Origin of the sequence: Flavobacterium cupreum, assembly GCF_003996965.1 — a bacterium.
GTDB classification, from domain to species: Bacteria; Bacteroidota; Bacteroidia; order Flavobacteriales; family Flavobacteriaceae; genus Flavobacterium; species Flavobacterium cupreum.
Window position 1 is genome coordinate 108,875 of sequence record NZ_QWDM01000007.1, and the last position, 23,497, is coordinate 132,371.

19 protein-coding genes are annotated in these 23,497 nt (G+C 38.2%); 4 read left to right on the top strand and 15 right to left on the bottom strand.

Translation table 11 applies throughout. From position 1 onward, the window contains the following. Positions 1-269: 269 nt before the first annotated feature. The 10 genes from D0817_RS12335 to nirB form a co-directional block, all read right to left on the bottom strand. Positions 270-1,700 carry a rubredoxin gene (locus tag D0817_RS12335; RefSeq protein ID WP_127338680.1) on the bottom strand — a complete coding sequence of 477 codons (1,431 nt, stop codon included), beginning with the start codon at positions 1,698-1,700 and terminating at the stop codon, positions 270-272. A gap of 103 nt (positions 1,701-1,803) precedes the next feature. Continuing rightward, entirely contained in the window at positions 1,804-5,322 is a 3,519-nt protein-coding gene (locus D0817_RS12340; RefSeq protein ID WP_127338681.1) for a nitrate reductase, read from the bottom strand. A 231-nt stretch (positions 5,323-5,553) separates the two neighbouring features. Then, positions 5,554-5,922 carry a hypothetical protein gene (locus D0817_RS12345; protein ID WP_127338682.1) on the bottom strand — a complete coding sequence of 123 codons (369 nt, stop codon included), beginning with the start codon at positions 5,920-5,922 and terminating at the stop codon, positions 5,554-5,556. A gap of 137 nt (positions 5,923-6,059) precedes the next feature. Continuing rightward, positions 6,060-7,316, bottom strand: coding sequence for an alginate export family protein (locus D0817_RS12350; protein WP_127338683.1), 1,257 nt, complete (start codon positions 7,314-7,316; stop codon positions 6,060-6,062). Positions 7,317-7,403: 87 nt separating this feature from the next. Continuing rightward, on the bottom strand, positions 7,404-8,882 hold the full coding sequence (locus tag D0817_RS12355) for an MFS transporter (RefSeq protein ID WP_127338684.1): 1,479 nt from the start codon (positions 8,880-8,882) through the stop codon (positions 7,404-7,406). 166 nt (positions 8,883-9,048) lie between these two features. Next, positions 9,049-9,708 (bottom strand): response regulator transcription factor, encoded by a 660-nt coding sequence (locus D0817_RS12360; protein ID WP_127338685.1) that lies wholly within the window; start codon positions 9,706-9,708, stop codon positions 9,049-9,051. A gap of 293 nt (positions 9,709-10,001) precedes the next feature. Continuing rightward, positions 10,002-11,807, bottom strand: a complete 1,806-nt coding sequence (locus D0817_RS12365; RefSeq protein WP_127338686.1) for a PAS domain-containing sensor histidine kinase — start codon at positions 11,805-11,807, stop codon at positions 10,002-10,004. 10 nt (positions 11,808-11,817) lie between these two features. Beyond that, a complete protein-coding gene (locus D0817_RS12370) occupies positions 11,818-12,402 on the bottom strand; it encodes a DUF4202 domain-containing protein (protein ID WP_127338687.1) in 585 nt (194 codons plus the stop codon). A gap of 212 nt (positions 12,403-12,614) precedes the next feature. Then, on the bottom strand, positions 12,615-12,992 hold the full coding sequence (gene nirD / locus D0817_RS12375) for a nitrite reductase small subunit NirD (protein WP_127338688.1): 378 nt from the start codon (positions 12,990-12,992) through the stop codon (positions 12,615-12,617). 124 nt (positions 12,993-13,116) lie between these two features. Beyond that, positions 13,117-15,630, bottom strand: coding sequence for a nitrite reductase large subunit NirB (nirB, locus tag D0817_RS12380; RefSeq protein WP_127338689.1), 2,514 nt, complete (start codon positions 15,628-15,630; stop codon positions 13,117-13,119). Between the two features lie 267 nt (positions 15,631-15,897). On the opposite strand from nirB, the gene D0817_RS26225 reads away from it, so the two are divergent. Together D0817_RS26225 and D0817_RS26230 are read left to right on the top strand one after the other, a co-directional pair. Further along, a complete protein-coding gene (locus D0817_RS26225) occupies positions 15,898-16,302 on the top strand; it encodes a hypothetical protein (RefSeq protein WP_238160863.1) in 405 nt (134 codons plus the stop codon). After that, the gene (locus tag D0817_RS26230; protein ID WP_238160864.1) at positions 16,227-16,667 is read left to right on the top strand and encodes an META domain-containing protein; all 441 of its coding nucleotides are present in this window, start codon (positions 16,227-16,229) and stop codon (positions 16,665-16,667) included. The genes D0817_RS26225 and D0817_RS26230 overlap by 76 nt, the downstream gene beginning before the upstream one ends. An 87-nt stretch (positions 16,668-16,754) precedes the next feature. Here D0817_RS26230 and D0817_RS12390 read toward each other — a convergent pair whose 3' ends face one another. Both D0817_RS12390 and D0817_RS12395 read right to left on the bottom strand, forming a co-directional pair. Further along, positions 16,755-18,038, bottom strand: coding sequence for a DUF2130 domain-containing protein (locus D0817_RS12390; protein ID WP_127338690.1), 1,284 nt, complete (start codon positions 18,036-18,038; stop codon positions 16,755-16,757). 254 nt (positions 18,039-18,292) lie between these two features. Continuing rightward, positions 18,293-19,177 (bottom strand): LysR family transcriptional regulator, encoded by an 885-nt coding sequence (locus D0817_RS12395; protein WP_127338691.1) that lies wholly within the window; start codon positions 19,175-19,177, stop codon positions 18,293-18,295. A 342-nt stretch (positions 19,178-19,519) separates the two neighbouring features. On the opposite strand from D0817_RS12395, the gene D0817_RS12400 reads away from it, so the two are divergent. Further along, positions 19,520-20,227, top strand: a complete 708-nt coding sequence (locus D0817_RS12400; RefSeq protein ID WP_127338692.1) for a class I SAM-dependent methyltransferase — start codon at positions 19,520-19,522, stop codon at positions 20,225-20,227. A 149-nt stretch (positions 20,228-20,376) separates the two neighbouring features. On the opposite strand, the gene D0817_RS12405 is transcribed toward D0817_RS12400, so the two are convergent. From D0817_RS12405 to D0817_RS12415, 3 genes are all read right to left on the bottom strand, one after another. Continuing rightward, positions 20,377-20,655 (bottom strand): putative quinol monooxygenase, encoded by a 279-nt coding sequence (locus D0817_RS12405; RefSeq protein WP_127338693.1) that lies wholly within the window; start codon positions 20,653-20,655, stop codon positions 20,377-20,379. A gap of 2 nt (positions 20,656-20,657) precedes the next feature. Continuing rightward, on the bottom strand, positions 20,658-21,263 hold the full coding sequence (locus D0817_RS12410) for an NAD(P)H-dependent oxidoreductase (protein ID WP_127338694.1): 606 nt from the start codon (positions 21,261-21,263) through the stop codon (positions 20,658-20,660). Between the two features lie 123 nt (positions 21,264-21,386). Continuing rightward, positions 21,387-22,373 (bottom strand): aldo/keto reductase, encoded by a 987-nt coding sequence (locus tag D0817_RS12415; protein WP_127338695.1) that lies wholly within the window; start codon positions 22,371-22,373, stop codon positions 21,387-21,389. A 120-nt stretch (positions 22,374-22,493) separates the two neighbouring features. On the opposite strand from D0817_RS12415, the gene D0817_RS12420 reads away from it, so the two are divergent. Next, the gene (locus tag D0817_RS12420; RefSeq protein ID WP_127338696.1) at positions 22,494-23,339 is read left to right on the top strand and encodes an AraC family transcriptional regulator; all 846 of its coding nucleotides are present in this window, start codon (positions 22,494-22,496) and stop codon (positions 23,337-23,339) included. The last annotated feature ends 158 nt before the right edge of the window (positions 23,340-23,497 follow it).

Sequence of the window (23,497 nt, forward strand, 5' to 3'; positions counted from 1 at the left end):
TTTTTTGATAAATTTTTAACTTAAGTATTTGGAATTAAACTATTTGACTTTTTGTCTAAAAATAAAAAGTAAAATCTCTTAACAATTCTACATGAAAAAATGGAGGAAATTGCTGTATAATTGTGAGTTATGAGTTATGAGTTGTGGGTTATGAGTTTTGCGTTATGGGTAGTGAGTTAGTCTTATGACTTATTAGTTTTAGGTTGTTGGTTGTGAAAAGTAAAGTTTGGAATTTGGAATTTAAAAATTGGAATTTACCAGGTGTATTATTAATTCCTGACAATTTCCAGAATTCTGAAGTTGCTTTTAGGGGATTCGCAAAGGGAGCAGCAGTATGTTTCGGGTAAATCGGTAAATAGTACGCCTTTCGGAATTCCCTGGCTTTCCTCTCCGAATTCTGATTTGTAAAGGGTTAAACATTCCTGGCACTGGTAAATGTCCAATTGTGGTTTTTCTTTTTTCTGTGGATTTTCTGTTGTTTCGGTAACGGAAGTCCCGAGTTCTTCGAAATATTTCCGGCTTAATTCGATTAAAATCGTCGGCAGTTCGAGCTTGTCAATATCCTGCGAATGCACTATATATTCGCGTGTATTGGGATCAAAATTCTTTGCAAACAATATATTATAAGTATCCCTGATTTTAATGGAAGCTAAGTCTTTTGGCAACTCATTTTTTTCGACTACGATCGAGGTAAAGTAATGTCCTTCGCGATTGTATTCTGACAAGCCAAAAGTCAGTCCGTAAGTGCTGATATCAAACTGATCGAGCGTACGAACCAGAAATGTTTTAAGATTTAGTGCCCATTCCATTGCCACAGGGAGATGCCAGTTCAGTTCTAACAGCGAATGACGTACATTGATTCCTTTTTTGCCTAAGAATTTTTCCCATTCTAATTTTCTATCCTTCGGAATTCCTTTAACAATAAAGGATTTCCAGGGCGTAATGCATATTTTCCCGATTTTGCAGTCAAAACACAAATCGCACATTTGTTTCAGGAAATCCAAATCGTATAAATTGTTACGCCAGTACAAGCCCAGCCAATACTGATCAATTCCCATTCTGTTCATTCCCTCGTAATACGGGAAAGGATAAAACGGAACATTCAGAGGTTGGTCAATCGTTCTGTTGTTTGTATCTAAAGCTTCGCTGACCAGACTAAAAATAAGGTCAATACCAATTGATTCTTCGGCTGTGATTTTTTCAATTTCGTAATAAAACCGGGCAATATCCCAACTGTAAATCAAAACCGGGTAGACTTCCATGCGTTCCCATTTGGGTAAGCGAATGTACAAATACCAATAATCTTCTTGTTCAGAGGCAATAAAATTAAGATGGCCCGTAAACAACGGTACCAATTGCTGTTTAGGGTCTGTAATGTTGACTTTTAGCTTGGGTTGTTCCTTGAACTGCTCTAAAATATACAAATACCGATTTCCTGTCAGCCAGCTGGTATTTCTGAAAATATCCGTTGAAACATACGAAGAAACGATATTGTTACCGCTTTTCTGGTCCGGAAATACAAAATGATGTTTGCCGGTTTTTTCTTTTTCTAAAGGTTTAATGCCTTTCGGGAAAATAATATCCTGTCTGGAACCAAAGGAAATGGATTCCAAACCCTGATCCATAGCCATGTGCACTACTTCTCTCAATTCTCCCGGGGATATTACGCCTCCTTTTACTATTAGTCTTGTTAGTTCCATTTTTTATTTTGTTTCAGGTTTTTTTTGTTTCAGGTTTTAGTCTCGATCTCGGTCTTAGTTTTCAGTCTCGCAGTATACTGTGACTGCAAACTGCGACTGCAAACTAAATACGGCATTTCGCCAATAGCTCCTTCACTTCTGTTTTACAGCTTCCGCAGCCTAATCCTGCGCCGGTGTTTTTACATAAATCGGTAAAATCGGTGACGCCGCTTTTTATGGTTTCTTCTATATTTCCGACGCCGACCTGACTGCAGGAACACACTAATTTCCCTAAGACCGGCCTGGCAGTTGAGCTTCCCCTGAGCAGTAAATTTCGTTTGTCGGACAATTCGATTTTGCTTTCAATCATCGTTTTGAATTCGGCAAACTCATTTTTATCCCCCATTAAAATAGAACCCACCAGCAAATCGTTTTTAACGATGCATTTTTTGTAATAGCGTTTCTTTAAATCGGTGAAAATAATTTCTTCGTACGAATCATCATTTTCCGGAATTTCAATAGCACCAATACTGCATAAATTGATGTCTTCCAGTTTTAAAATATTCATTAAAACGGAACCTTTGTAGTAGCTGCTGATATCGCCAGCCAGGAAGTTTGCCAGAACATCTGCCTGTTCTTCTGCAGCAGAAGTGATTCCGAATAGTTTATTTTCAAATTCGGCAATTTCCCCTATCGCAAAAATATCCGGATTTGAAGATTGCAAATACTGGTTTACTTTTACGCCACGTCCGCAGGAAAGTCCCGTTTCGCGTGCAATTTCAATATTGGGAATTGTTCCGATGGTGTAAACAATAGCGTTGGCGGTTATAATTTTGCCACTTTTTAATGCAATTTCAAGTTCGTTGCCACGGTCGGTTTCAAAAACAGTACTTACTTCATTATCAAAATAAATCTGAATGTCACGAAGCTGTACTTCTTCGGCCAGTAATTTGCTTGAAATCCGGTCTAACTGGCGTTCCATCAATCGTGAAGCTCTCTGTATAATAGTAATTTTTACTTTTTTATGCTTTAAGGCCGCCGCTAATTCCAAACCGAGTAAACCACCGCCAATAATAACGACATGCTGTTCGTCAGCTGGCAGTCCGGTGTTGTCCAGATACGTTTTTAATCGGTCGGCGTCTTCCTTCCTTCTTATGGTAAAACGGCCCGGAAGATGTAACTGTGCATTTTCGGGAACGAAAGGGCGGCTTCCCGTCGCAAGAATAAGCGAGTCGAAATGGTGCAGGTTTCCGTAGTTGTCCAGAATTGTTTTTTCGGCGGAATTTATTTTGTCAATCGCAACACCGGCTTTCATGGTGATGTTGAGTTTTTGCAGTGCAACGCCATCTTTTACTTTTAGCAACTGCTCCCACGAAAATTCTCCGGTCATGTATTCCGGAAGTAGGACACGATTGTAAAACGGATTTATTTCATTGGAAAAAACAATAATTTCATCGGTTGTATTGAATTCGCGATAGTTCTGAATGAAACGAAAAGACGCAGCTCCCGCACCCACAATCGCAATTTTCTGAAAGGGTTTTACATATTTGCTGATAGCAACAGTCGTATATTTAAAATCAGGTTCCTTAGAAACCGGATCGACCACGGTATTGGTTAAATTATTGGTTCTGTTCAGATCATTTTCAAGCTGTTTTCCCCAGTGCATGGGCAGAAAAACAACCTTTTCCCGAATCGAATCGGTGACTTTTGTTTTGACACGAACTTCACCGTTTTTACTGGATACCATTACGATATCACCATTTTTAATATCATTCTTAAAAGCATCAATCGGATTAATTTCCAATACCGGACTCGGTGTATGCGTCAGTAAACGCGATACTTTTCCGGTTTTGGTCATCGTATGCCACTGATCGCGGACTCTTCCCGTGGTCAGGATAAAAGGGAATTGCGCATTGGGCTGTTCCGAAGTATTTTCAATAGCGGTTGGCAGATTGAAAATTGCTTTTTGTGAGGGGGTATAAAACTTTTTATCGGTAAAAAGACGTGGCGTTCCGGGATGTCCGTAATCCGGAACAGGCCATTGAAAAGTGCCTTCGGTTTTTAAGCGATGGTAGTTTAGGAATGAAATATCAATATTGGTGTTTTTGGTAAGGGCACAATGTTCCTTATAAATTTCTTCGGCACTGTTGAAATTGAATCCGTGGAAATTCATTTTTTTAGCAAAACGAATTAAAATTTCAATATCCGGAAGTGCTTCACCCGGTGCGTTGATTCCTTTTGGCAAATAGGAGATACGACGCTCCGAATTGGTCATCGTTCCTTCTTTTTCCAGCCAGCCTGCAGCGGGAAGCAGTAAATCGGCAAATTTGGCGGTATCGGCCTTATGTGAAATATCCTGAACCACCACAAATTTGGCCTTCTGAAGCGCTTTTTCGATACGACGCGAATCCGGTAAACTGACTAAGGGATTGGTGCAGATGATCCAGACGGCTTTCATTTTGCCTGATTCCAACGCCTCAAACATTTCTGTTGCCGTTAAGCCCGGTCGGTCTGAAATCGAATCCACGCCCCAGAAATCAGCAACTTCTTTGCGATGCTCCGGATTGGCAATGTCTTTGTGTGCGGCCAGTAGGGTAGCCATGCCGCCTGCTTCGCGTCCGCCCATCGCATTGGGTTGGCCTGTCAGCGAAAATGGCCCTGATCCGGGTTTTCCTATTTGTCCCGTCAATAACGATAAATTGAGCAGTGCCGTGTTTTTATCTACCCCGACAGCGCTCTGATTAAGTCCCATTGCCCAAAGCGAGATAAAGCCCTTTGCTTTTCCGATGATGTCAGCGGCAAGTTTGATGTCGCTCACCGAAATGCCGCAAAGTTTGGAGGCTTTTTCCAGAGAAGTACTTAAAACCAATTCTTTATAGGCTTTGAAATTTTCAGCATTGTTTTTTACAAAGTCATGATCGACATGCCCTTTTTCGATGATGCGTTTGGCGATGGCATGGTATAAAATGATGTCAGATCCGGGAATAATCTGCAAATGCAAATCGGCGAAAGCGGCAGTATCGGTTCGTCTCGGATCAATAACAATGATTTTTATTTTCGGATTTTTCTCTTTGTGTTTTTCGATTCTTCGAAACAAAATAGGATGGCACCAGGCCGGATTGGCACCTGTAATCAGGAAAGTATCGGCCAGTTCAATATCATCATAAGCAATCGGTACGGAATCTTCTCCAAAGGTTTTTTTATAACCTACCACTGCAGAACTCATGCAGAGTCTGGAGTTGGTATCGATATTATTGGTTTTCAGAAAACCTTTTACGAGTTTATTGACCAGGTAATATTCTTCGGTTAAACACTGGCCGGAGATATAAAAACCAACGCTGTCCGGTCCGTGTTTTTTTATAAGCGACGAAAAAACTGCTGCAGCGCGGTCAAGCGCAGTGTCCCAGCTCACGCGTTCGAGCGGATACGATTTGCTGCCGCGCATTTCCGGATATAAAATCCGGTCTGAAGTATCGTTTACTACATAATGCAGATTCATTCCTTTCGAACATAACATTCCTTTGTTGACGGGATGCTCTTTATCGCCCGTGACCATTACGCCATTTTTAGCCTCGTTGGTCACGATAATACCGCAGCCAACGCCACAATACGAACAGGTAGTTTTGATTTCGGTATTTTGCATTAGAATTCGTTTTTGAATACTGGTAAATGAATTTCTTTATCTAAGATGATTCACGTATAATGATGTAGACAAAAATAAGTATTTTTACGTATAAATACGTATTTTGTGAGTTTAATTTTTAAATTTTACGACAAAAAAATCTCCTTTGTCCTAACAAAGGAGATTTAATAATCCGGATGTATTTTTATATTTTATTTCGTAAAAGTAAAGATTCAGGATTTACAGAAAATCTTAACCTACAAGTTTTGTTATTCCGCTATTGATATCAATTTCGGCAAAATTGTGTTTTCCCATCACGATAAGTAGTTTGTTGGAATCATTATATCCTACATATCTTATTTGAGGTTCTCCGCGTTTTGGTGTTCCACAAACAGAAATTACATTGGTCTGCCATTTCAATTTGTTGCTTTTGTAAGCAGATATGGTTTGTAAGTCATTTTCAACATAGTAAATAATGTTGTTTTTTTTAATTCCTCTTTTCTGTGTTTTTGCAAAATTTATTTCTGAGCCTTTTGAAATTAAGGCATCGTTGTATTTTTGAGGAATACCAGGTTGAGTTACAATAAAAGTAAGCATGGAAAATTTTAAAAATTGTTTCATAGGATAGAATTGGGGGTTCATAATCGCTTCAAATATAACTAATTAAATCAAATAACAATTTTTTAGGCAAGTAAAAAAAATACCCTTTTCAAAAAATATGAAAAGGGTAAAATAGATGTGTTAATTTTGAAGAAAAACTATTTTTTCCAGGTAAAAATTCTGGGATTTACAGAAATCATCAACCAGGCCCAATTGTTGGTATGACTGGCGTCCCCGGTTTTTAAGTACTCTAAAGTCTTAGAACCGAACATTTGTGAATATCCTCCTGTTAATGTAATTTCTTTTTTGAAATTAAAGCCGACACTAAAGTCAATTTCAGTTCCTAAGTAAGAATCAAGTTTTTCTACAGGCGTAATTACGTCAGCAGCAGCTAAGAATATGTGTGGCATCAAAGCAAATTGCCATTTGTTTACATTGTAATTTAGTTTTAGAAAGGCATCCTGTAAACCCACACTGTTTAAATGGCCTCCGCCTACATAAAAATAATCCATGTAGCCATTAAAACCATGGTTCGTTCCAAAAATCGGATTAAAAGATTTAATCACAGTGCTTCCGTCCGTAGTGTTTTTTCCGGATAAGAATTCATATCCTACACCAGCTTTAAACGACTGGGTTATATTGTAACCGAAATTTGCAGCGGCATTCCACGCACTTACTTGTCGGTCTGTACTTTTTCCGGTTTGTCCGTACACCCAAAGATTAGCATCTATTTTGTCCGTTTTATAAGTTAAATAGGGTCCGAAAGTTTGTTTGTAATCAACGAGTAGTTTTTTATCAATATTGGCATATTCATATCCTGTATTCAATGCTAGAAAACTAAATCCTAATTTATCTAAATTAGCATGGTACCAGGCGTATTGTAGGGCTTTATAATTTGCGACAGTATACGGAGTCTGAAAAGTGTTCTCTGCATCAGAATTATAAGCACCCCCAAAATCCAGTTGTTGTTTTTCAGTATGAAAAGAAAACGTTAAGGCATCATGGCTTTGTGCCTGCTGCCCCCAGTCCTGTTCACCTAAAATACGCTGATTGTCGTAGGAAAGGACCTGACGCCCCATTCTGGCACTCCATTTTTCTGTTAAATCATATTGCGCCCATGCTTCGAAGACAGCAATACCATTTTTATCAGCGGTTGCAGTAGTGGCAACATCTCCCCAGGTTCTGGTATTTTGTAAAGTCAGTTTTACCGTAAACTGATCTTGTTTATAATTAAAATTTAATCGGGAACGCTGTGAAATTTGTGAGGTACCTTCCTGTCCTTCAGGCAAAAGTGTTTTATATCCGTTTCTATATTCAAAACGCGGCCTTATCTGTAAATTTACATCTAATTCCTGAGCCTGAACTTCGAAGCCTGTTACTGCCAGTAATAAAATAATTAATTTTAGTTTTTTCATGAGTATTTTGTTTAATTCTGCGGCAAATTTAGAAGTTTAAATGATTTTTTACGGATAAAAATTACAAGTTTTTACTTTTTGTTGTACTTATTGTCTGTCAATCACCTTTGCTAAAACAGGTTGTTTTTCATTCATAATTTTAGTGATGGTATAATGCATCCAGATCAGGCAAATCGCTGAAAAAATTAAGATAAAAATCCATGAACTGGACCAGATTCCGGTTGCAGTCAGTAAGTATCCGAAAATTATGGGACCGAAGAAACCGCCCAATCCACCAATCATGCCTACCATACCGCCCACAACACCGACTTCCGTAGGGAAATATTCGGGGATATGTTTGTATACGGCTGCCTTTCCGATTCCCCATGATATTCCGATTAGGATGACCAGCACGAGGAAAACCCACATATTGGCATCAAACTTAATGACGGTGATTCCTTTGGCCAGCAGTTCTTTTTTCTTAACGGTTTGATTTTGCGCTACAACAACTTGTTGCCAGGAGGTGCTGGTTGGGAAAATTGAATTTTCAGCACCGTTTTCTTTTTGCTGGGCAACTGGAAATTCAGTTTCGCCAATCTTAATTTTTTCTTTGGAAACAGCGGTAACAGTTCCTTTTTTAGTTGCCAGAACGCCGGGTCCCGTAGTTGTAATTTCCATTTTCGGAATCATCAGTAAAGCGCTTAAAATAACAGAAGAACTTAAAACCCAGTACATGACTTTTCGTGCGCCGAATTTATCCGATAAATAACCTCCGAATGCTCTGATAACACCGGAAGGCAAACTGAAAAGCGTTGCAAATAAACCGCCCATTACTAAACTGGTCTGATATACGTTCATGAAATTGGGCAGCAGCCACTGGGAGTACGCTACAAAACAGCCGAAGACTAAGAAATAGTAAGCTCCGAATCGCCAGACACGGGCACTTTTTAAAGACTGCAGCATTTGGGAAACCGTTTTGGTTTGGTTTTCTATTTTTTTGTTTTTGGCGAAAATTAAAAAGGCTGCTCCAATGACAAGAAGTGAAACAGCATAAATTACAGGAAGTATTTTCCAGCCATTTTGTGGATCTTCTATCGAGAAGTGATTCAATAAGGAAGGCGCTAAAAAAGTCGTTATGGCGGCACCCGCATTTCCCATTCCGAAAATGCCTAAGGCGCGTCCCTGCCATTCTTTCGGGTACCAGATAGAAGTATATCCAATTCCGACCGCAAAGCTGGTACCGACCATTCCGAAAAAGAAACTAAGTAAGGCAAACATAAAAAAACTATCGGCCAGGGGAAGCAAAAACAGCGGAATGGAGCAGAGGAGGAGCAATAGCGAGAAAACATATTTCCCGCCATATTTATCGGTCAGGATTCCAATGGGCAAACGCATGATGGAACCGGTCAGGATCGGAATGCCAAGCAACCATCCGACCTGTACAACGCTCCAGTGGAAAATACCGTTATCGACCAAAAAAGTCACCAATACGCCATTTAAGGTCCAGCATGCAAAACATACTGTGAAGGCCAAAGTATTCAGAAATAGAATCTTGTGTGATTGTGATAAAGGGTTTGTGTTTTTCATAGTACTCAGATTTGTTTTATCAAATATAAGTACTGTATAAGTATTAATACGTATTTTTAATTAAGTATTTTTATCTAATTCGATAGATTTGCCAACATCCTAAAATTGATTCCGTATTTTGTTAAAACACTATTTTTAAAAGGAGATTTTTAACTTTTAAACAGAATTACAGAAGTGAATATTCCGTTGCTTTATTCGAAAGTTCCATTAAATTCTTCACTTTCAGCTTTTTCATCAAATTAAAGCGATGCACTTCGGCGGTACGTTTGCTAATATCAAGGGCTTCAGCGATTTCTTTATTTCCTTTTCCGGATAATAATAGTGTCAGGATTTCTTTCTCCCTTTTAGTAATCATCATTTCTTCGCCTATCGTTTGCTTCGGTTCTAAGGAATTCGAGGCGTTTGTCAACTGATTGATCAGGATAGAAGAAATATCCCCGCTAAAATATTTTCCGCCTAAGGCTACGGTATGTAAGGCTTTTAAGAATTCTTCCTTGCTTGAACCTTTCAGTAAATAACCGTCGGCTCCGGCTTTGATCGATTTTAATACGTATTCTTCGGATTCGTGCATAGAAAGCATGATAATTTTGAGATTGTTATTATCATTTCTAAGTTTTTCTACTACTTCTATCCCCGTCAGCTGAGGCATACGAATATCTACTATAAGTAAGTCGGGTTTAGCAGCAGCCACTACTTCAAGAGCATCAGCTCCGTCAATAGCTTCTCCCACAACCTCAATGTTTGCTTCGTTTTCCAGTAAAGATTTTATTCCATCTCGTACAAATACATGATCATCTGCAAGAACTACCCGAATTATATTGCTCATCTTTTACTTAATTTTGATTCTGAATGTTTACGTATTTTCATCTAAAGAAGATGCTAAGATACGTAATTTTTGAATTGGAAAATTTGATAATTTGATAATGAGATAATGTGCTAATTAGAAAATTAGATAATTAGATAATGGGATCATTGGAGGATTGGAAATGATTAAATGAAAATCTAAAAAAAAAATCAATCAATTCGACATTATAAAATTGCATACCTAAAAAATGACCGACACCTAAAACAGCTAATCATCACATCATCTAATTGTCAAATTATCTAATTATCTAATTGTTAAATCGGTATATTAAAAGTAATCCTGGTCCCTTCGCCCGGAATAGATTTGATAAAAACGCGTCCGTTAATATATTGGACCCTTTCTTTCATAAATAACAACCCCATTCCGGACTGGCTGTTTCGTTTCTTGTCAACCGCTGTAATGTCAAAACCTTTTCCGTTATCATCCACAATAACACTGAGTAAAGTCTGGCTGTGGGAAAGCTGCACAATAATATGGGATGATTCGGCATATTTTATGGCGTTGTTGATGGCTTCCTGCGTCAGACGGTAAATATTGATCTCTATTAACGAATCCAAACGCTGGTTGAAATCCGTTTTGTTATAAAAAAGAATTTCTTTTCCGGTTAGTTTTGAAAGTTCCTGTGTCAGTTTAGAAAGGGATGAAACAATACCGTGATCACTTAATTCGGGAGGCATTAAATTGAAAGTTGCCGTGCGTACCCCTTTGATGATGTCGAGTGATAGTTTTTTTAAATATTCAATTTTTTGGGCCGATTTTTCCTTATCGTCCAGATTGATGCTTTCTAAACTAAATTTCAGGCCAGTAAGCATCTGTCCAATCCCGTCATGAATTTCTTTGGCAATCCGGTTTTGTTCGTTCTCCTGGTTTTCGACAATTCTGCTGGAGATAATCTTTTGCTGGTTGATTTTTTCGGTGCTGTTTTCAATATTCAGGCGTTCCACTTCACGCTGTGCTTTTTTGCGTTCCGTAATATTAAAACAAATGATTAAAAGTTCAGATTCCTCTTTTTTGATGGTCACGGGAACCATAGATAAATCCAGCCAGATATTTTGTCCTTCTTTATTGATGATATTAATTTCGCCCTGCCAGCCGCTGCGCTGTTTCTCAAAAATAAGACGGTCCATGTTAAGCTGTTCCTTTTCATCTGTGGTTAAAACCTGGGAAAACGTTTTGTGCGAAGAGAAACGGGTGTAGTTTAAAAGCTTGGCAAATTTTTCCCCAATATGAATAATCGAGCCATCCGGTGCTATACGGCAATACAAAAGGGTATTTTCCATGGCATAATTCAGTGACTTTAATTCTTTGACCGAGTTTTCTTTGATCTCACTAATGATTTCGGTATCGTATGCGAGTTTTAAGGCTTTCTTTTCAGAAGTTAAAAGCTTGGCAATGAGTTTTTCGATTTTTTTATTGGTCGGTCTAAAGATGAAGAAAAATTCCATCAGCAGCACAAATAGCGTAAAGGCGAAAATCCAGTATTCTATTTTGCGTTGTTCGGTTACTTTTTCGTGCGCTTCAAGATCGTACTGGCTTACGATTTGGTTCATTTTCGAAAGAAAAGCACCTTCGTTCTTCAGGATATCCTGAACGAGTTTCTGATTATGGGCCGGATTCTGTTTGTTTTTTAAATTTAGAAGAAACAAATCGGTATCCTCAGCAATACTGCTAAAAATCGGATTGATGTCGGAGTATAAGTTACTAAGGGTTTCGCTTTTTTCTTTTGGAAAAGCCAGGCTGTCGCTCCCGTTTTCGAGTGCATTTTGAGTTGTTTTCCAAAGTTCCAAAACACTTTTTAAATGCGAAATTTGTTTGGCAGGTACTGTGTCGGAAACATAATGTAAAATCAATATCTCTTTGACAATTTTCTGGCTGAGCATTCTTTGCTTTCCGGAAATATTGATGATTTTAGAATCACTGAGCTGCTGTTTTAAGTTGTACTGCACTAAAACCTGACTTAAAATAATGGTTATGGCAATAGTCCAAAGTGCAAAAAAATACAGACGGCGTAAATTTTTGAAGGTAATTTTATCCGCTGCTTCCTGATTGCTTTTTTTCATAAAAAATAAGTTACAACCCTAAAGACGCTTTTATTAAGTTTAGGTTTTCTTCAGAATAATTGATTTTCAGGGCTTCCTGATGTCCTTTGTCAGACATTTTATCCCATGTTTTTTTGATGATATTTTTGAGTTTCTCTTCATCGTGTTTGTGTACAAACGGATCAAGGTAATATTCTAAAAATACCAGACAGATGATATCTTCCAGTAATTGTGTTTCGGCATCTTTTTTAAGTAATTTTTTTTCAATCAAAAAAGAAACACGATCAATAAAATCCTGATCGTAACCCGCTTTTTCTAAAATTCCGGCTGTAGTTTTAGCATGAAATTTTTTCAGGTCTTCTCTCCATCTCAAATAACCCACACGATCCATTGGGTAGGATTCGCGTGCAACTTTCCATCGGCAGATATGCTGCGCTTTTGAAGCAATCTGAATTTCTTCGGAGGCTTCAGGTTCAAACTGCATCAGCCTTTCGTACATCCTGTTGGAATACAGTAATTCTTTCGGATATTCGGTATCCTGATCGGATTCGATGTTAGGATCCTGAGCATTTTCGGCATCAATCCACTCGCTTGCTTTTTGAAAAGGTGTGTTCATTTTTTTGGTTAAATAATAGATTTCAAAGATACAGAATTAACTTGTTCGCGTAAATGTTTTGAAAATGTACTTTTATTGAAATTAGGAGCTGTGTTTTTTCCCGCAGATTTTGCAGATCAGGCAGATTACTTATAGCTTCCTTAAAAAAATCTGCAAAATCTGCAAAATCTGCAAAATCTGCGGGAAACAAAAGAATATTGAGTTGAAAATAATCAATCTGTAAAACCAACAAACACTTCGTTTTCAATTACTTTAACAGGATAGGTGGCAATTTTAAAATCGTCTCCGTTTAAGTTGGAACCATCTACGAGGGAAAACGTTTTTTTATGCATCGGACAGGCAATTTTCGGGATATCATCTGCGGATCCTGTCATGCCTCTGGCCAAAACCATTTCCATTTTATGCGGGCAGGCATTCTGGCAGGCATACCATTCGTTACGTCGGGCGAAATTGAAAATGGCAATTTGTTTGTTTTTGTATTTAATGCAGCCGCCGCGATTGGTTGGAAAGTCATCTACTGTACCCACTTTAAACCAGGTCGTTGCATCCTTTAACTGTACGGTTTGGTATTGATTTAAGATTTCTTCCATTGGAATATTTTTTAAGTTCCTGTTTCTTAGCCCTCTTTTTACAATCATAAAGCTGATGGCGCAGTAAAAAGAGGGTAAGAAGGACAGCAAACGTTTTTGATTTTTTTCTTTTTTTTTGGAGCTTTTACGACCAGGATTTTGGCATTTTCTGATCTCTTAACGGAACAAAAACAACATTGTCGTCTTTCTCTTCAGAGTTCACAAAATGGTTGAAACGTTTTAATAATCTTGGTTTTTCGAGAACTTGTTTCCATTCGCATTCAAAAGTATTCACCAGGGTTTGCATTTCAGCTTCAAGAGTTTCGCAGATTCCCAGGCTGTCTTCGATTATTACTTCTTTCAGATAATCCAAACCTCCGTCGAGTTTTTCAAGCCAGGTGGCAGTTCGGACCAGCGGACCAGCGGTGCGGATGTAATACATTAGAAAGCGGTCCAGGTATTTAATGACAGTTTCCTTACTGATTTGTTCTGCCAGTAAAACGGCATGTTTTGGGTTTGCACCGCCATTTCCTGCGATGTATAAATTCCAGCCCCCTTCAACAGCGATTAACCCGAAATCTTTTCCACGCGCTTCGGCACATTCGCGAATACAGGCTGAAACTCCGCCTTTGAGTTTATGAGGAGAACGGATTCCCTTGTATCGGTTTTCCAGTTCAATGGCAAATCCGGCACTGTCATCCATTCCGTAACGGCACCAGGCATTTCCGACGCAGCTTTTTACGGCACGAAGTGATTTTCCATAGGCATGGCCGCTTTCAAAACCGTTATCAATTAAAATTTTCCAGATTTTTGGCAAGTCACTCAGGTGTGCTCCGAATAAATCAACACGCTGGGCGCCCGTTATTTTGGTGTATAAATCAAATTGTCTGGCCACTTCGCCGATTACGATTAATTTCTCGGCAGTAATTTCACCACCGGCCACTCTTGGCACCACAGAATAGGTTCCGTTGCGCTGAATATTGGCCAGAAACCTGTCGTTTGTATCCTGGGTTGTGACATGTTTATTGGCTGTATCATTGTAAATGCTGGAAAAGATTGAAGCAATAACAGGCTTGCAGACTTCACATCCGTCACCTGAACCATGATGGTCGATAACGTCATAAAAATTTTCATATTTATTGATTTTTACCAGATCGAATAATTCCTGACGCGTATAATTGAAATGTTCACAAATAACATCTTTGACTTCTTTGCCTAACGATTTTTGCGTTGCTTTTACCAGATCCGAAACCATAGGTTTACAGCCCCCGCAGCCAGTTGTGGCTTTGGTTTGTTTGACGACATCTGAAAAACCGGAACAGCTTTCGTCCAGAATTTTGCAGCAGATCGCTCCTTTGGTCACATTTTCGCAGGAACAGATTACGGCGGTATCCGGCAAATCCATTACGCTTCCAATAGAAGAGCCTTCCGCACCATCACGGGAACCTAAAATCAGGTCCTCCGGATTTTTGGGTAAAGCCATTGCATTGCTGAAAATCTGAAAAAGAGAATTATAATCGCTGGAATCTCCTACCAGAATTCCGCCCAGCAGGGTTTTGGAATCTTTAGTAACATTTATTCTTTTGTACACACCGCTTAGTTTGTTTTCATAAATAATGGCGGTAACATTTTCATTTTCTATAAAAGGATCACCGAAACTTGCCACTTCCACACCAATTAATTTCAATTGTGTAGACATGTCGATGATTTCTCTCATGGTTTTAGAACCTTTTAGGATCTGTTCGGCAGCCACATCGGCCATTTCGTAACCCGGAGCTACAAGGCCGTAAATGTTTTGATTGTAAAGTGCCGCTTCGCCAATCGCATAAATAGAAGGATCTGAGGTCTGCATCTGATTGTTTACCACAATTCCGCCTCGCAAACCAACTTCAAGCCCTGACACCCTGGCCAATTCGTCACGCGGTTTAATTCCGGCTGAAATAACCAGCATGTCCACTTTCAACAATTCATCATCGGCAAACATCATTCCTGTTATACATTCTTTCCCGTCAATGTATTGGGTACTTTTATTAAGATGAATTCCGATGTTAAGTTCTTCGATTTTAGACTGGAGCATGTCACTGGCACCTTTATCCAGCTGTCTTGGCATTAATCTCGGTGCAAATTCAACCACATGTGGGTTCAGGCCTAAATCTCTCACCGCTTTTGCTGCTTCAAGACCTAATAACCCGCCACCCAAAACCGCAGCTTCTGTTGCCCCTTTTAGTTTTATTTTTTTGGCATACGCCATGATCGCATCCAGATCTTCGATGGTGCGATATACAAATACACCTTCTTTTTCTACGCCGTCAATAGGAGGAACAAAAGCAGAAGATCCGGTGGCCAGCACTAAGTAGTCGTACTGATGTGTTTTTTCTAAGTGTGTATGTATGGTTTTATCTTCCCGGTTAATATCTGTAATGAGTTCGGAAGTGTTTAAAGTAATATTGTTTTCTAAGTACCATTCGCTGGTGGATAGCGATAAGTCATCTGCGGTTTTTCCTCCGAAATATTCGCTTAAATGAACTCTGTCATAAGCACGCCTTGGTTCTTCACCAAATACGGTAATCTGATACTTTTCCTGTCCTGATTTTGCAATGAATTTTTCGCAAAACTTGTAACCCACCATTCCGTTTCCAACTACTATTACTTTAATCATCACTTCTTTAATTAAGTATTACTGAGCAAATATAAGTATTTATACTTATAAAAATACGTAAAATATTTATTTTTTAAGTATTTAAAAAAATCATATATTACGTATTTTGACGTAATCTTTTACGTAGTGCGGATTTTGTGCAAATTTAACTGGGAGTATTTTTATAAATTTGAAAAGATTCTAAATAATAATTTCAAAAAAATGTTGTAAATTCATAAGAATTTTACAGCTGTTTTAGCAGAATAAAATAGTCTTAACATAAATGCTATGAAAAAATCACTTTTAATATTGCTATTACTTTCATTGATAACAGGTTGTAAACCAACAGCCGGTAAAATTTCAGAGACAAAAGAAACCACTTCTGAATATGGAACTCAGGAAGATCAAATGAAATATTACTTTACAGGAACCGGAAACGAACCTTTCTGGGGAATAAAAATGGGAAGGGAAAATATCGAATTTACATCTTTAATTACAGGGAAAGAGAAATTGATTTTTCCTGCAGGGGAAGCCATAAAAGCGATGGATGCCAATATAAAAATGTATAAAGTGGCTAATGAAACAGCAACGGCAACCATTTCGATTCAGCAGCTGGAATGCCAGAATTCGATGTCGGGAGTCATTTCTCCATTGAAATTAAAAATAATGCGGAACTTACTTTTACAAAATTAGAGGGCTGCGGCAATTACAATACTGACTATCGCCTTCATGATATCTGGGTTCTGGAAGAACTAAACGGATTCAAAGTTTTTGTAACTGATTTTCAAAAGGAATTGCCAAGAATCGAAATCAATTCCTCAGAAAATAAATTTATGGGTTACGGAGGGTGTAATGCGATCAGTGGCAGTATTTTTTATGAAAAAGACCTGTTGCGATTTTCAAAAGTAATTTCGACGATGATGGCCTGCGCGCCCGGAAATAAAGAAAGCGAATTTACCAAGGCGCTGCAAAGTACCACTACCTATTCTATCGAAAATCTGAGATTGACACTTTCTAATCCTTCCGGAAAACTTCTCGTTTTCAGGAAGGTTGATTAGCTTTTTTTTGTTTTCACAAGCAAAGAAAAAAGAAAAATCCGTGTCATCCATTTAAATCCGTAAAACCCGTGTACAAAGAATCAGGTATTATTCTAACAATTCCTTAGAATCTTCTTCTTTATCGTCTTCAATAAAATCCAGTTCTAAAGCCCTTACGGTCTGAACGGCGTTTCCGGCGATACCGCGAATCGAACCGTACATTCCTAACGTATTATGGACTACCTTCTCGATTTGTTTTTCGCGTTGTTTCCAGATCCGCTGCATGGCTCTTTTTTCGGAATCGAGGTCACTTTGCATTTGCGTAAAACCTTCCACAATTCCCTCTACCTGCAAACGGAATTCGTTGCTGGTTAAAAAATCATACAACATCGACATTTTATCGCCTTTGTTTTCCTGTGCCTGAACCGCCTGACTCACTTGTATCAAAGATTGACGCAAAACGGCACTTAGACCTTTAAATTCTTCGTACGTACAAATCCAGATGCCGTCACGCATTCCCATTCGGTCCATTCCTGCCGGCATCACTTCGGTCACCAGCACACCAATATTAGCCCTTTTGGTCCGGATATCATTTTTGAATTTCTCAATCCATGCGGGTTGGAAGGCTTTGGTACGCTTGCTTTCGTAATAGATAGAACCGCAATTTTGCAGCTCGCGGGTATTGACAATCTGAAGGCAGTCGGCCCCGTTGGCGCCTTTTTTAACTTCGTCTATACTGTCCAAAGGGAAATTATTGGCCAGCCATTCCTCAATCGCTAATTCCATTACTTCACCCTGCAACTGCATGGAACCTTGTTCCTGCTTGCGTTTCATTTCCTCAATCAGTTTCTTTTGATCGTCTGATTGCTTTTGGTATTCTTTTATTTTGAGTTCGTTTTTCTCCTCTTCCTGTTTTCTTATTTTATCTCTTTCTAAAACCAAAGTAGCATTAAGCTGTTTTTGTGCTTCGGCTTCGATGGCTTCTTTCATTTCCAGTTTTTCGCGCTGCAATTTGGCAATTTCACCTGTCATTTTATTTAATTCGCGAAGTTTTTCCGATTTCTCCGAAAGTTCCTTTTCCATGGCGAGTAAGCGATCTTTGTTTTCTTCGTCCAGTTTGGTTTTTAGTTTTTCGGTGATTTCTTTTTCGGCTACTTTTTTCTCACGGTCCAGACGTTCTGCAAAAAGTTCGTTTTCCTGTTTCTTTTTGGCTTCAAATTCCAATTTGGCTTTTTCGAATTGCTCATTTTTAAGCTCCATTTCTCTCGATTGGGCGTTGGCCTTTTGCTGGAATTCCTTACGGATACTGTCTTCTAACTGATGTTTCAGTATGTCATTTACATCGATAGTCGTTCCGCAGTTTGGACACTGAATTGAAGATTGCTCCGCCATTTTTGTTGAATTTATTTAGGTATTATAATAATCTGCTAAGGTATTTAAAAGTTCATTCTTTTTAAGTGATTTCAATGTGATAAATTGTAACTTTTTTGCCACGAATTTCACAAATTTTCACGAATTGTTTTTGTGCTTATTTTTCAAATTTTAGTTTTAAAAAGTGCAATTTAAATGTTTTGTAATAGTAAATTTTACGGATTTCCATATTAAAATTAATTTGTGAAAATTTGTGAAATTCGTGGCTAACTTTTTCATTTCTTCGGAAAATTCAATAAAAAATTAATTGCTGATTTTGTGATTTCCGACTCGTCTCCTTTTGAGGTAATCAGGGAAACATCGGTAAACAGATTGACTTTTTTCAATTCGATAAAACCGATTTCGGGGTCAGAATTGTTTCGTGCAATATTAGATGGGACAATCGAAATTCCCAAACCATTTTTAACCAGCTGTACAATCGAATTGATATTGTTGGATTCATGAACTACTTTGGGTGTAAAACCGTAAAAAGCACAGAGTTCCAGTAAAACTTCGTGATAATGCGGCGCATAATCTTTGTTGAAAAACACAAAAGTTTCCTCTTTCAGATCCGAAATCTCTTCCTCAGTAGTAATTTGAATCAGCTTTTTGTTATAAACTACCGAAAACCCATCCTGAAACCATAATTGCGATTTTATTTTAGGTGATTTTACGGGAGAACGAATGATTCCCAAATCTATTTTTCCCAATTCTAAAGCGGAGATTTGTTTGGTGGTGGAAATTTCAAACAGCTTAAAGCTGACATAAGGAAATGCGGCTTTTAAATGTTGTATTAATTCTGAAATCACACCGGAATAAATCGAACTGATGTAAGCGATGCTGAATTCTCCCGAAACATTTTGTGCTATCTTCTTCGTTTTGATTGTAATTTGTTCCAGGTCCTGAAAAAGTGCTGTCACTTCTTTTTCGAAATATTTTCCGGCTTCGGTCAGTATTACTTTTTTATTATTCCGATGGAATAAACGGGCACCGATTTCCGTTTCCAGTTCAATGATCTGACGACTTAAAGGCGGTTGTGAGATACAAAGTTTCTCTGCGGCTTTTGTAAAGTTTAATTCTTCGGCTACCGCCAGAAAGTATTTGAGATGACGTAATTCCATAAATACCTTTTAAGTATTAATAATTTACAAAATAAGTATTTTTGAAGTATATAAGAAAGAAATACTTTTACAAAAAAAGTAATACCCACGGATTTTAATGGGTTTGCGTGGGTTTTTTTGCCACGGATTAAAAGATTAAAAGGATTTTTGTTGGCCACGAATTGCACTAATTTCCGCGAATTAAAAATGTGTAAACCCATTAAAGCCCTCGTTATCAGTGATAAAAATAAAAAATTAGTGCAAATTCGTGGAATTCGTGGCAAACATATTTCCACACAGTATTAAAAAAATCTTTTAAATCTTTTAATCTGTGGCAAAAGCAAAAAGCTAAAACTAAAAATTATGAAAAAATCAACTATTGAAGAAATCAGAACACGTTTTGACAATGATGTCGAACGGTTTTCGAACTTAGAAACGGGTCAGGTGGCTACGATTGACGCTACAATTTCTTTGGAGCTCATCACGGAAGCTTCAAAAAGAATTGTTCCGAATGCCAAAAATGTCCTGGATATTGGCTGCGGAGCCGGAAATTATACTTTAAAGATGCTTTCTAAAGTTCCTGACTTAAATTGTACTCTGGTCGATTTGAGCTTGCCGATGCTGGAAAGAGTTTTAGAAAGAGTGTCAAAAGAAACAGGCGGAACGGTAGAAGTAAGGCAGGGAGATATTCGCGAAGTAGATTTACCGGAAAACCATTTTGATATTATTCTTGCCGGAGCTGTTTTACATCACCTGCGTGATGATGCCGATTGGGAAACCACTTTTACTAAAATATTTAAATTACTGAAACCCGGAGGCTGTTTTATGATTTCGGACCTGATTATCCAGGATACCGAGTTGCTAAACGACTATACCTGGCAACGATACGGCGAATATCTGGAAGGAATCGGCGGCGCAGCGTACCGTCAGAAAGTATTGGATTATGTGGAAAAAGAAGACACGCCAAGATCGATGAATTACCAGTTGGACCTGATGAAGAAAGTTGGTTTTACGAGCGTTGAAATTTTACACAAGAATATGTGTTTTGGTGCTTTTGGCGGGATTAAGTAATATTTAAAAAAGTTTGCCACAGATTATAAGATGAAAAGGATTTTTTTGTTTGCCCCGAATTACACGAATTAGCACTAATTTTTTTCGCAATTTTAAAAGCTTAATTCGTGAAAATTCATGCAATTCGTGGCTAAAAAAACTTTATTTCTTTACAAAATTTGTGTTGTTTTATACACCTGAATCGGAGTAGATACCAGTGCTTCGCTTTGTGCAATAAAATTAAGTAAATAGGATTGATTGTTGTGTATATCAAGTCCCGGCTGATCCTGCCATTCTTCCCAGAGAATAAAAATATTTTCAGACTGGTGAAGATCGTAACGCACGCAGGCGGCTTCTTTTCTGGTTTCGGTCACCAAATGATGTAACATACTTTGTAGTTTTTCAGTATGCTCCGTTTTGCTGTTAAAGATTGCTGTAATTGAAATCATGATTATAAATTTTTAAAAGTTGCTTCTAAATGTCTCGTATAATCTTCCTTAAAGATACTAATATTTTCAGCGGTCGCGCCCTTTTCGACATCGTGAAAATGAAAGCTGTTCAGTTTTTCCATTCCTGTAAATTTGTTCATTTTGTGAAAACCAAACATGGCACCGTCATCCACAGAAGTTTCTTCGAAGAATTCCCCCGGTAAGGTAAAAGCTGTTTTTGGAGCGTTCCAGCTTGTGGTCAGCATGTATTTTCGGCCGTGTAAAAGTCCGCCTGTTCCGTAATTGATATCGGGATTTACGCGGCTTCTTCCGTCACTTTTGTAAATTCCGTTGTTGTGGCCCTGCGTAAAAACATCGTCAATATATTTTTTGAAAAGGTTCGGCAACTGAAACCACCAGACAGGCGTATGATAGATGATTACATCTGCCCAGACGAATTTTTCGACTTCTTCCTGAAGATTGATTTCGTTGTTGATATTGGTTGTTTTTATTTCGTAATTGTTGTTTTGGGAAAGAAATTCAGTTGTCCAGTCCTGAACTGTCTGGTTGAATTTTCCGCCTGAATGAGCAAATTTTTGCCCGCCGTTGATGATAAATATGTTCTTCATAATGTAAATGTTCTGCTGTATTTGTAAGGTTGTGTGAGGGATAGAGGCGGTATCCTTTTTTTGAGGAACGAAAAAAAAGATATAGCCGAAAGCCCGACCCGAAGGGACACACCCAAATTATTTTTATTTTAGTTTAGAAATGGCCTGATTAATGAATTCTAATTCGGAAACGGATAGGTCGAAATGCATTGCTTTGGCATTCGAAATTGCCTGTTCTGCATTTCTTGCTCCGGCCAGCACTATGGTAATGCCTTTTTGTAAAGTGGTCCAGCGTAAAACCAACTGCGCTAAACTTGCTTCTTTGTCATGTGCTAAGGAAGTTAATTCTTCGACTAAAGTTTTTACTTTTTGAAGATCGAACTGACTGAAATATCCATTTCGGTGATCGTTGTCTTTTAGTTTGCTGTCGGTGAAATATTTTCCGGTCAGTAAACCTCTTTCCATTGGGCTGTACGCAATGATTCCGATATTTTGGGCAACCGTAAGCGGAATCAAATCAGCTTCGATACTGCGATTCAGCATGCTGTAGGAAACCTGATTCGATGCCAGCTGAATGGTTTTTTGCGCTTCTTCCAATTGCGAAACGCTGTAATTACAAACTCCCGCAGCCCTGATTTTTCCTTGTCGGATCAGTAAATCCATAGCTTCCATGGTTTCGTGAATTGGAGTAGTGGCGTCAGGCCAGTGGATTTGCAGTAAATCGATATAATCGGTTTTAAGTCTTTTCAGGCTTTCTTCAACTTCTTTGATGATGTTTTCTCTGGAAGCGAATTTGTATACCGGTATTTTTTTTCCGTTGTCAGCGGCGTCAAAGAAAAATTCACCTTTGCCGTTATTGCTTCCGTCCCAAACTAGACCAAATTTGGTCAGTATTTGCACTTTTGAGCGGTCTTGTGTTTTTAAAGCTTCCCCAATCATTTCTTCGCTTAAACCAAATCCGTAGAACGGAGCGGTGTCTAAAGTGGTAACGCCATTAGCTATTGAAGCGTGAATGGAGTTGATTGAATCCTTTTTTTCGTTTCCGCCCCACATGTTTCCGCCAATTGCAAATGCACCGTATGTAATGGCTGATAATTCGAGTTCGGTAGTACCTAATTTTCTATATTCCATATTGTTGTATTTTGTGTTTGAAAAATTATGGAGCAAAATTATACCATTTTTACAACCTTTAATTTGTATATATTTGTGTTTTTTAGGTATATTTGCATCCGCAATCAAAATACCATCTAAATGAAAAAGGAAAATTTATACGAACCGTTTACGGTTTCATTTGAGACACTGGAGGAATATCCGGATGTTGGAGATCGTCATAACTTTTTTGAACTGGTGTATATTTTAGAAGGTACCGGATCACAATGCATCAACAAAAATATTTTCACCTACGATGCGGGGCACATGTTTTTACTGACGCCTGAGGATTGTCATAATTTTACTATTGAAACCCAAACGACCTTTTTCTTTTTGCGGTTTAATGATATTTATCTGAAGAATTCGAGTTTGCAAAATGAAAATATTCAGCGCTTGGAATACATTCTTCAAAATGCCAATCATCAGCCGGGCTGTATCTTAAAACTGGATTCTGATAAGTGCCTGGTAAAAGTGATGATCGAAGCGATTATGCGCGAACATCAGGATAAAGATGTGTATAATAAGGAACTGATTCAGCAATTGGTCAATACGCTGATTATTATTGTAGCCAGAAATATTGCTAAATACCTGCCGGAACAGGTCAATATTGGCTGTGAGGCTAAAGCAATGGATATTCTGCAATACATTCAGAACAATATTTATTATCCGGAACGACTAAAAGCGGAATCGCTTAGTGAATATTTTGGAATTTCGAATACGTATTTAGGACGATACTTCAAGAAACACGCCAATGAAACGATGCAGCAATATATCAGTAATTATAAAACGAAATTGATCGAACACCGTTTGCAATTCAGTGAAAAGCGCATCAACGAAATTGCGTTTGAATTTGGTTTTACGGATGAAAGCCATTTTAATAAATTCTTTAAGAAACAAAGAGGGAATAGCCCTTCGGAGTTTAGGAAAACGATTCGGATTAGTGCTTAAGGTTTTGCCACGAATTGCCCGAATTTCTCGAATTTGATTTTTGCCACAGATTGATGGATTGGAAATGATTTAAAAAAATCTGTGTTAATCTGTGTAATCCGTGGCTAAATAATTAATGCGTAAAATTAAAACGCGGATGACACGGGTTTAAAATTCTC